The organism is Clostridium sp. K04, assembly GCF_019734375.1.
GTDB lineage: Bacteria > Bacillota > Clostridia > Clostridiales > Clostridiaceae > Clostridium > Clostridium saudiense.
The window spans coordinates 1-11,147 of record NZ_JAASHD010000063.1; the positions used below are offsets into that span (position 1 = coordinate 1).

At 25.0% G+C, this 11,147-nt stretch carries 9 protein-coding genes; all 9 read left to right on the top strand.

Going from position 1 to position 11,147, the window contains the following annotated elements; all coding sequences use genetic code 11:
• Window positions 1-274 precede the first annotated feature (274 nt).
• The 9 genes from HCG70_RS16605 to galU all read left to right on the top strand — a co-directional run bounded on the left by HCG70_RS16605 (window position 275) and on the right by galU (window position 10,857).
• Window positions 275-1,447 carry a glycosyltransferase family 4 protein gene (locus HCG70_RS16605; RefSeq protein WP_311776482.1) on the top strand — a complete coding sequence of 391 codons (1,173 nt, stop codon included), beginning with the start codon at window positions 275-277 and terminating at the stop codon, window positions 1,445-1,447.
• Window positions 1,448-1,596: 149 nt separating this feature from the next.
• The gene (locus tag HCG70_RS16610; protein ID WP_195955843.1) at window positions 1,597-2,604 is read left to right on the top strand and encodes a glycosyltransferase; all 1,008 of its coding nucleotides are present in this window, start codon (window positions 1,597-1,599) and stop codon (window positions 2,602-2,604) included.
• Between the two features lies 1 nt (window position 2,605).
• Window positions 2,606-3,592 carry a glycosyltransferase family 2 protein gene (locus tag HCG70_RS16615; protein WP_221698037.1) on the top strand — a complete coding sequence of 329 codons (987 nt, stop codon included), beginning with the start codon at window positions 2,606-2,608 and terminating at the stop codon, window positions 3,590-3,592.
• Between the two features lie 67 nt (window positions 3,593-3,659).
• Window positions 3,660-4,724 (top strand): glycosyltransferase, encoded by a 1,065-nt coding sequence (locus HCG70_RS16620; protein ID WP_221698038.1) that lies wholly within the window; start codon window positions 3,660-3,662, stop codon window positions 4,722-4,724.
• A gap of 185 nt (window positions 4,725-4,909) precedes the next feature.
• Complete coding sequence (locus tag HCG70_RS16625; RefSeq protein ID WP_311776483.1) at window positions 4,910-6,124, top strand: hypothetical protein; 1,215 nt, start codon at window positions 4,910-4,912, stop codon at window positions 6,122-6,124.
• A gap of 100 nt (window positions 6,125-6,224) precedes the next feature.
• The gene (locus HCG70_RS16630) at window positions 6,225-7,127 is read left to right on the top strand and encodes a beta-1,6-N-acetylglucosaminyltransferase (protein WP_260457850.1); all 903 of its coding nucleotides are present in this window, start codon (window positions 6,225-6,227) and stop codon (window positions 7,125-7,127) included.
• Between the two features lie 70 nt (window positions 7,128-7,197).
• Window positions 7,198-8,076, top strand: a complete 879-nt coding sequence (locus HCG70_RS16635) for a glycosyltransferase family 8 protein (protein ID WP_195955840.1) — start codon at window positions 7,198-7,200, stop codon at window positions 8,074-8,076.
• A gap of 291 nt (window positions 8,077-8,367) precedes the next feature.
• Window positions 8,368-9,882, top strand: coding sequence for a lipopolysaccharide biosynthesis protein (locus tag HCG70_RS16640; protein WP_221698039.1), 1,515 nt, complete (start codon window positions 8,368-8,370; stop codon window positions 9,880-9,882).
• A 102-nt stretch (window positions 9,883-9,984) separates the two neighbouring features.
• Window positions 9,985-10,857 carry a UTP--glucose-1-phosphate uridylyltransferase GalU gene (galU, locus tag HCG70_RS16645; protein WP_221698040.1) on the top strand — a complete coding sequence of 291 codons (873 nt, stop codon included), beginning with the start codon at window positions 9,985-9,987 and terminating at the stop codon, window positions 10,855-10,857.
• Window positions 10,858-11,147 lie beyond the last annotated feature (290 nt).

Below are 11,147 nucleotides of genomic sequence, written 5' to 3' on the forward strand. Positions count from 1 at the left end.
AATGGTACTTAGACAACCAAGAATGGATGAAAAACGTTACTTCAGGTGAATACTTAAATTACTATAATGAAATGTATGAAAATATAGATGATCAAAAATAAAATTAATAATTATTATTAATAATTAGAATTTACTAGACTACAATTATGGCTAATTTGATTATTAGTATATCATGAAGGAGATTAAATCTTAGAGAATATTAATGGTATTGATTGAGAGATATATTTAGTTGATAGGAATATTACAATACAATTATTCTTAAGGAGGAGATTTTGTGGGGAAAAATATAAATGTTAAAAATTTTAAAATATCTATTCTAGGACAAAAAAGGATACCGTCTAGAGAAGGTGGAGTAGAAGTTGTTGTTGAGGAATTAGCTACAAGAATTGCCAAAAGAGGCATTGATGTTACTGTTTATAATAGAAGAGGTAACCATATAAGTGGTAAAGAATTTAATGATGATTTTATGAAAGCAAAAGAGTATGAAGGGGTTAGAATTATAACAGTACCAACTATTGAAAAAAAAGGTCTTGCAGCAGCATCATCATCTTTTTTTGCAACAATTAAATCTATATTTGGTAGTTATGACTGCATACATTATCATGCAGAAGGACCATGTGCTATGTTGTGGATTCCTCATATGTTTGGAATAAGGACAGTTGCAACAATACATGGATTAGATTGGCAGAGAGCTAAATGGGGTAAGTTTGCTACTTGGTATTTAAAATTTGGAGAAAAAATTGCAGCAAAATATGCAGATGAAGTGATAGTGTTAAGTAATAATGTACAAAAATATTTTAAAGATACATATAATAGAGATACAGTATTTATTCCAAATGGAGTAAATAAACCAGAAATAAAGGTTGCTAATTCGATAACCAATAAATGGGGATTGAAGAAAGATAATTATATTTTATACCTTGGTCGAATTGTACCGGAAAAAGGAATTGAATATCTGATTGATGCATTTAAAGAGATTAATACATCAAAGAAACTAGTTATAGCTGGCGGAGCATCAGATACAGATGAATTTATGAGTAAACTAAAGAAGAAAGCTCAATATGATAATAGAATAATTTTTACTGGATTTGTACAAGGAGAAGTGTTAGAAGAGTTGTATAGTAATGCATATATTTATGCACTTCCAAGTGATCTTGAAGGGATGCCATTAAGTCTTTTAGAGGCTATGAGTTATGGAAATTGTTGTTTAGTATCAGATATCCATGAGTGTACTGAAGTGGTAGAGGATAAAGCTGTTATATTTAAAAAGGGAGATGTAGAAGACTTAATGAAAAAGATACAATATCTTTGTGAGGAGCAATGTATTGTAGAAGAATACAAAAGGGTAGCAGCAGATTATATTTGTGATAAATATAATTGGGATGATATTTCTAAAAAGACATTAAGTTTATATTATGGGGAAAATATACAGAGTATTAAGCGATAATAATAGCATTTTGTTAATAAATTAATTAGTTCAATAATAGAAAAAGACAATAATAAAGAATAATAATTCTATTTAAGGAAATTGTATATTAGATTTAAAAAGAGATAATAAGAATCTAGAAAATAATAAGAATGATAGGTATAAGATGTATGGAACAAGTAATAAAAGATGGAAAAAATAGAGAGTGTAAACCGATGCTTAGCATTGTTGTACCGATTTATAAGGTAGAGAAATATTTAAATAAATGCATAGATAGTATTTTAGCACAAACATTTACTGACTTTGAGTTAATATTAGTAAATGATGGTTCTCCAGACAGGTGTAGAGAAATATGTGACTATTATGAGAAAAAAGATAAAAGAATTAAAGTTATACATAAGGCGAATGGAGGATTATCATCTGCACGTAATGCAGGAATTAATATTGCAATTGGGGAATATATAGGTTTTGTAGATAGTGATGATTATATTGAGCCATTTATGTATGAGCGGCTAATTAAATCACTTCAAAATAATAATTGTCTTCTATCAGTATGTGCAATAAATTATGTTTTTGAAAATGGAAAGAGTATTTGTAAAGTAAAAGGAGAAAATGATAAAGTTTTCAACTTTTCAGATGCAATTCTAGAAATGAATACGTATCGTTTATTTGATATGGGAGCGTGGAGTAAGGTATATCACAAAAGTTTATTTAATAATTTACGATTTCCAGTAGGAAAACTTAGTGAGGATTTTTATATTATGTATAAAATTTTTGACAGAGCACAAAAAATTAGTTATGTAGCAACCCCATGTTATAATTATTTACAACGTCAAAATAGTATTTCACGAAATACAAAAATAAATCATGATTTTGAATATGCTGCAAAAGAGCAGATGGAATACTTAGAAAGAAAATATCCTGAACTTACAGTACTAGCTCATACATCTTATGCATCTGCTGCATTAACAGTTTATGATTTTTATTTAAAGAATCATGTTAAATGTTCAAAAGAACAGTTAAATCATTTTAAAAAAATTATAAGAGAAAATTATGTTTATATTTCAAAGGCTACTTATCTTTCAAAAGCAAAGAAAATTCAATTTGCTCTTTTTATGATAAATCCTATATTATACAAAGAAATATTTTTACTTTATAGGAAGTTTAGGAGGATTTAATATGGAGAGTTTAATAAGTGTAATAATCCCTGTTTATAATACAGGGCAGGAATTAATTAAGTGCGTAGAAAGTGTAGTTAATAATACTTATAGAAATGTAGAAGTAATTATTGTTGATGACGGTTCAAATAGTGAAACTGCTAATATATGTGACAAATGTTGTGATTTTTTTCAGAATGTCAAAGTTTTTCATAGAGAAAATAAAGGTGTAAGTTCTAGTAGAAATTTTGGATTAGACAATTGTAATGGGGAATATATCATGTTCGTTGATTCAGATGATACAGTAGAAGATAATATGATTGAGACACTTTACAATATATGTAAAGAAAATTCTGCTGATTTTTCAATAGTTGGTTATAATGAATGTAGAAAAGAAGAGAAGAATATCTCAATAAACAATAGTGGTGAATTGATAGTTTGGGAAAATTATAATATTTTAAATGAGTTTTTATTAGGCGAAAAAATAGGATGGAATGTTTGGGGAAAATTATATAAAAGAGATATATTAGATAATATTAGATTTCCTATTAATAAAAGAACAGCCGAGGATATGTACTTTATCTACAATGTATGTAAAGTATCTTCAAAAGCAGCATTAAAATGCATTCCATTATATAATTATATAAAGCAAAATGAGTCTACTATGGCAAGTTCAAATTGCTTAAAGTTTTTTGATACATATGAATTGATAGAAAAAGTATGGAAGGAATGTAAAGAGAGTAGAGATGAATCTTTAATAGAATCAGGAAAGATATTCTATACTAAAAGTGTTATATGGTTTTTAAAATTTATTTTAGTAAGGGATGTAGATAAAAGTTTTAAGTATGAAATTCTTAATGTACGTGATAAATTAATTAAAGCTATCATACAATATGGAAATTCTACACTAAAAGGAAAATTAAAAATAGAATATATAATTCTTAATAGAGCATATCCGATATTTAAAATATATGCTTTAATTTATGGAACTATGAAAAAATGGAGATAGTGATATATTAATTATATAATTCAAATTAATAGTATATTATTATATAAAAACTTAAGGAGAATATTTTATGCGAATTTTATTACTTATAAATTGGAAAATTGAGTACTGTGATTCTATACCCAAAGATAAACAACCTTCTGATTATTGTTGCCCACAAGAAAAATTTTGGTTTCTAAAATATTTTAAACAAGATGTAAATGTTGATGTTATTGATATTTCTGCTCCTAAATGGATTGAAAAATTTGAAAAAAAAGTTAGATTTCATTTTTATCAAACAATACAAATACTTAAAAATATAAATAAGTATGATATGATTTTGATTCATGGTTCTGATAGCGCTATGATGTTGGGGGCTTTGAAACGAATTTTACCAATAAAAACACCTCCTATTGTAGTTGTTGACATTAGTTCTTTCCATCAAGCCGATGAAAGTGGTATAATCCATAAATTATGTCAGTTTTCTAGTAAATCATTTGATCATCTAATTTATCACACAAGTTCTCAGATAGATTATTATAAAAAACATTTTAAGTGGCTAGTTGATAAATCAACTTTTATTAGAGTTGGAGTAGATTATGATTACTGGAGAAAAAAGAAATATAAGATAATTGATGAACGAAATTCATATATTATTTGTGTTGGTTATCGTAAACGTGATTGGGATACATTAGTTAGGGCATATGAGCAATCTGGAATTAAGAAAAAATTATATCTTATTGGTAATCCGTCATTAAGTTATGATAATAAAAATATAAAAGTACTTCCATTTATACCAATAGAATCATTGATGGAATATATATATAATTCAGCTTTGTCTATAATACCATTAGATGATTTCAATTATTCATTTGCACAGCTTACTATTTTACAACAAATGGTATTGGGAACAAATATTATAGCGGCTGATGTTCCTGCATTAAGAGATTATATTAAATGTAGCAAAGGAGTAACTACATATAAGCCATATGATGCAGAAGATTTAAGTAAAAAGATGGTAGAGGTGATTTCTAAATCATATGATGAAATTGAAAGTATGAGAGAGGCTAATTGTATTGCTATTAGAGATATACTAAGTGAAAAGAATATGTCAAGGGATTTTGAAAAAGTTTGTGAAAGGGTTCTGAAGAAATAAAATATAGATTTTAAAATAATATTATTATGTAAAAGGATAGATTAATATTAATAAATTTTAAGATTTGGAAGTGTATATTATTGGTTTATCGTAATTTTATATAGGATATTTATTTAAAATTGAATAGAGTTTATAAATTTAACTACCATTAGTCAAATAACTAATGAGTATAGGAGTGTTTTATTGTGCAGAGATTTAAGGTAGATAAAGGATTTAAGGCATTAAATTATTTTATGTTTATAATGGTTTTTACTGTCAAAACTATTGTAGATGTAGTAAATGAAAAAAATTTAGGAGTATCTATTAATGATAATTTGAAGTATTTAATTTTTACGATAGCAATAGGTTTTTGTTTATTTGAGTTATATATATATATAAATAGAGGTGGAAAATGTATCTTTAAGAAAGAGCTAATTTTTTTATTAGCTATTTGTGGAATATTTTTAGTCTATTCTAGTTATTTAGCCAAGAAAATAAATGTATCAATACCTACAAGAACTTATGTAGAATTAGTATATTTAATAATGCCTGCTCTATATTCTTTTTGTATAATTAATATATATACTTTTAAAGAATTAGAAAAATTAATGAAAACACTATTTTGGATTTATCTAATTTTATATATGTATTCTATTAATATTTTTTCAGTTTCTATAAATGATATTTTAAATATAAGTTTTACTAATTCTAATTCTTACTTTGAATCAAGTATATTTGCATTTCCTATGTTGGTATTATTTTTCTTTTTTTCGTATTATAGAAAAAACAATAAGTATTATTGGATTGGAAGTTTAATTTTTACACTATTAACATTCAAGAGAATGATAATGGTATGGGCTATTATTTTATTTGTATTAGATAATATTATGGAATTAAGATTTAATATTAAAAGAAAATGGAAATATATTTTTGCAATAATGTTTATTTGTGGTACCGTAATTTATTATCAAGCATTAACCGATACTGGTTTTGGTAAAATAATAGTTGATGCATTAGGAATGGATTTAGAAAGTGGAACTATGGGGAGAAAATGGTTTTTATCACTTATATTAAATGGACAATATCCTACATTTGGATATGGATCATCATCTATTATATTAGGTGAAATTTTTAATGTTGGAGATATAAAATATTTGGAAATGGACTTAGTAAAAATTTATTTAGAGTTAGGGGTAGGTTGTTTAAGTATATTTACAATATATTTTTGGAAACTAACAAAAGATAATTTGTTTAATATTATTATGATGATATCCATATTTATGAATTTATTAGTTTCACATAGTTTAACAAATCCATTTGAATGGACAATTATATATTTGATACTTATATGTATATCTAAAAATTCAAGCAATAGAAATGATTTATCAGGTAAAAAGAAATATCTAATCAAATATAGATAATTATTTTGTTTGTAATTTTAATTAATATTATTGAGATACTGAAGATAGTATTTATACAATAATTAGCAAAGGTATTTTATAAGATGGGTGAGGTAGCGATATGAATATAGAATATAAACATGCATATTTAATTATGGCACATAATAATTTTGAGTTATTAAGAGTACTTGTAAAATTATTAGATGATAAAAGAAATGATATATATATACATGTAGATAAAAAAGCAGGTGATTTTAATAAAGACTCCATAATTAATGATATAAAATATTCAAATGTTTTTTTTGTGAAAAGAATTAGTGTAACATGGGGAGGGTATAGTCAAATACAAAATGAATTAAATTTACTGAAAGAAGCTTCAAAGAATTCTTATAAATATTATCATTTTTTAAGTGGAGTAGATTTACCGTTAAAGAATCAAGATTATATACATAACTTCTTTGATGAAAATAATGGGAAAGAATTTATTCATTTTTGTTCCCAACAATTTAATTTAGATGGAAAAGACAGATATTCTGTTTATCATTTTTTACAAGATATTGTAGGAAGGAAAAAAGGTGTTTTATATTATTTGCAGCGTTTTTCTGTAAAAATCCAGAAAAAAATGACCTTTTTACATAGAGATAGGAAAGATATTAAATATTGTGGCGGGAGCAACTGGTGTAGTTTGACAGATCAGTGTGTGAAATATATATTATCAAATGAAGCAAGAATAAAAAGAATGTTTAGATATACAACCTGTTGTGATGAATTTTTTATTCAAACAATTATTAGAAATTCTAAATTTTATAATAATATCTATAATACAGAAGATTCATATATTGCTTGTATGAGATATATAGACTGGAAGCGAGGTAATCCATATATATTTAATATTGAGGATTGGAATGAATTAAATAATTCAGCTTTTCTATTTGCTAGAAAATTTAGCTTAGATTCTCAACAACAGCGTATGTTAGTAGATAAATTAGCAAATAGTATTTTAAATAATGCTGATAAGAAATAGAAATAGAAATAAGTATATAAAATTATAAATATCTGAAAAGATTTATAGGAAGGATGGGAGTTAAAATTTAATGAAAAAAGACTTAAATATTATGATAGCGATAAACAATAATTATTTTGAAATTTGTAAAACAATGCTATTTTCTTTGATGAAATATAATAATGATAGGAAAATTAATATATATCTATTAAATAAAAGTTTAAGTGATGAAAAAATAAATGATATTTCAAAATATATAGAAGCAATGGGTGGAAAGTTTAAAAATATTGCTGTATCAGATAATGATTTGCCAGAACTTCCTATTGTAATAAATAGGTTTAGTATTGAAATGTATTACAGAATCATAGCTCAGAAATTATTACCTAAAGATTTGGATAAAGTATTGTGGTTGGATGCAGATATTATTATTAATGGTAAATTAGATAGATTTTATGATCAAAGTTTTAATGATAAGTATCTAGTAGTATGTAAAGATTTTTATGAGAAGGAAAAAGAGATACAGGATATAAAGAAGAGAATGGACATAAATGATAAACATGTATATTTTAATTCAGGAGTTATTTTATTTAATCTTAATAAAATAAGAAGAAGTATAACAGAAGAAGATATAAAAAACTGTTTAATAAAATATAGGGATAAATTAACATATCCTGATCAAGATATATTAAATTATTTATATCAAAATAATGTTAAATATGATAATGAATATATTTATAACTTTCAAGTAAATAACTTGAGAAGTTTGACAAAAGACCAATTGAACTCTATAAAAATTATTCATTATTCGGGAGCAAGGAAACCTTGGGATGTAAAGAGAACATGGTCCGTTTGTAAAAGCTATTGGAAAATTGAGTGGGAAAGAAAGAAATATCTTAAAGTTATAACTTTTAGTATATTATATAGTGTTTTATTAATACCTAAAAAACTAAAAAGTATATTGAAAGGATAAATAATGAAGAAAGTTGTTATTATAAAATATATAAGTGATTTATGATATGATTTTACTTTCTTATAATAGAACTTAACTGATTTATTAACTTTAGTATCAAATATGAAGCAAGAAATATTATAAGAGAGTGTAATATATTGAATTAAGCGATTTATAATATTTATTATAGATGTACATTAATAAGTTATTCATGAATTTTAGAAATAATATTAAAAAGTATTAATTAGCAAAATATAGTATAATTTATATTGAAATTTAAGTTGAATAAAAAAATATAAATAAGGGAGTAGTATGCGTACAAAAAAAGCACTTGTTAATTCAAGTATAAACATAGTTACATATTTATTATTATTTATACCTAATATAATAATTAGAAAGGTATTTTTAGACACTCTAGGGAATGAGTTGTTAGGATTAAATTCCTTATATACTAATATAATAGGATGGATTTCAATAGCAGAATTAGGAGTAGGTAGTGCCATAATTTTTTCATTATATAAGCCATTTGCAGAAAATGATAGAAAGATGATTAATTCTTATATAGGATTTTATGGGAAATTTTATAGAAGAATAGGTTTTATAATATTAATAGTTGGAATATCTATTTCTCCATTTTTGAAGTTTTTTATTGAAAATAATATAGATATAAAAACAATTACAATAGGGTTTTTAATATTCTTATTAAACAGTTTTATAACATATATGTTTTCACATAAATTATGTATTTTAAATGTTGCTCAAGAAGAATACAAGATTACATTAGGAACAACAATATCTCAATTAATTATATATTTATTACAATATATAGTTTTAAGAAATTATTCGAATTTTATAATTTTTATTAGTGTTCAGTTATTAATAAATATAATTTATTATATAGTAATAAATATTTATATATTAAAAAAATATCCATGGTTAAATAAGTGTAATGATAAATTAGATAAAGATACAAAATTAAATTTATTTAAAAATGTAAAAGCGCTTTTTATGCATAAAATAGGGGGACTTGTTGTAAATAGCACTGATAATATATTAATATCAAAATTTGTTGGATTAGGAGAATTAGCAAATTACGCTAATTACAATACTGTAATATCAGCATTGCAGAGGGTAGTTTCTATGGGGTTAAATGGTATAACAGCAAGTGTAGGGAATATGCTTGTAGATCAAAATAAGGAAAAGTCATACGATGTGCATAAAAAAGTTTTCTTTTTAAGTTTTTGGGTTGTTTCATTTATAGTTATAAGCTTATATAATACATTAAATCAATTTGTGGGGTTATGGGTAGGAAATGAATATTTGTTAGATAATTTTACATTTATAATTATTTTAATAAATTTATATTTTATGGCAATGAGGGGTTCCGTAGAGCAATTTCAAAATGGTAGTGGTAACTTTTATCAAGATAGATATGCTCCATTAATTGAAGGGATTATTAATTTAACTTTATCTATATTTTTAGTAGGAAAAATTGGACTTGTAGGTGTTTTTATAGGGACATTAATATCTAACTTTACAGTAATATTTTGGACAAAACCATATGTTGTTTATAAGTATGTATTTAAAAAGCCTTTAGTTGAATATTTTAAGATGTATTTTAAGTATTTACTAATAGGATTAATTCCACTGGGAATAACAAATTGGATTACTAGTCAAATTAGGTATAATGTATCAGTTGGAAGTTTCATAATTAATTGTATAATAAATATTGTACTTATAAATGGTATATATATATTAATATTCTTTAGAACAAAGGAGTTTAAGTATTATAAGAAATTATTTATAAGTATCATGAAGAAGAGTTAGAAATAAGGGATTTAATATTAATGAATAATGCAAATTAATTGTATAATAAAAATATAAAAAAGGTATATAGTAATAATAAGAAGTAATGGGGAGAAAATATGTATGGAAAAGAGAATAAGAAAAGCAATAATACCAGCAGCAGGTCTTGGTACTAGATTCTTACCTGCAACAAAGGCACAACCAAAGGAAATGCTTCCAATAGTTGATAAGCCAACATTACAATACATTATAGAAGAATGTGTTGCATCAGGAATAGAAGAAATTCTTATAATAACAGGAAGAAACAAAAAGAGTATAGAAGACCATTTTGATAGAAGTGTTGAATTAGAAATGGAGCTTGAAAAAGCAGGAAAGCAAGAAATGCTTGAAATGGTTAAAGAAATATCTGATATGGTTAATGTTCACTTCATAAGACAAAAAGAACCAAGAGGATTAGGACATGCTATACTTTGTGCAAAAACTTTCGTGGGGGACGAGCCTTTTGCAGTACTTCTTGGAGATGATGTTGTTTATAATGATAGAAAGCCATGCCTAAAGCAACTTGTTGATTGTTATGGTGAGTATAAAACTTCAGTTTTAGGAGTTCAAACTGTAGCGCCTGAAGATGTTAATAAATATGGAATAGTTGGTGGAATACATATAGAAGATAGAGTATACAAGGTAAAAGACTTAGTAGAAAAGCCATCAATAGAAGAATCACCTTCTAATGTTGCTATTTTAGGTAGATACATAATTACACCAAAAATATTTGAAATATTAGAAAATACTAAACCAGGTAAGGGAAATGAAATACAACTTACTGATGCTCTTCTTAAATTAATTGAGGAAGAAGCAATGTACGCATATGATTTTGAAGGAAGAAGATATGACGTAGGGGATAAGCTTGGATTCCTTCAAGCAACTGTAGAATATGCACTTAGAAAAGAAGAATTAAGAGAGGGATTTATAGATTATTTAAAGACTATTATAGAATAATATTAAATATAATTTTTAAATAAAAAATACTTCACACTACTAAAATATGAAAATTATAAAATGTACAAAAAAGAACCTATTGTAATAGACACTTTTTACAAGCGTCCTTTAAAGTGGACCCTATGTCAAGGACATAAAAAAAAAGGGGCTAAGCTGCTATAAAGTGGACCCTATGTCAAGGACATTAAAAAAAAGGGGCTAAGCTGCTAAAAGCGAGGATGTAGTAAGATTTGTGGAAAAACAAATCTACTACATCCTTTTTTGTATTTTAAAGTGGTAGATTTGGAATA

Coding starts and splice junctions, on each gene's coding strand:
- HCG70_RS16635 (WP_195955840.1), top strand. CDS start 7,198: ATGAAAAAAGACTTAAATATTATGATAGCGATAAACAATAATTATTTT.
- galU (WP_221698040.1), top strand. CDS start 9,985: ATGGAAAAGAGAATAAGAAAAGCAATAATACCAGCAGCAGGTCTTGGT.
- HCG70_RS16610 (WP_195955843.1), top strand. CDS start 1,597: ATGGAACAAGTAATAAAAGATGGAAAAAATAGAGAGTGTAAACCGATG.
- HCG70_RS16620 (WP_221698038.1), top strand. CDS start 3,660: ATGCGAATTTTATTACTTATAAATTGGAAAATTGAGTACTGTGATTCT.
- HCG70_RS16615 (WP_221698037.1), top strand. CDS start 2,606: ATGGAGAGTTTAATAAGTGTAATAATCCCTGTTTATAATACAGGGCAG.
- HCG70_RS16640 (WP_221698039.1), top strand. CDS start 8,368: ATGCGTACAAAAAAAGCACTTGTTAATTCAAGTATAAACATAGTTACA.
- HCG70_RS16630 (WP_260457850.1), top strand. CDS start 6,225: ATGAATATAGAATATAAACATGCATATTTAATTATGGCACATAATAAT.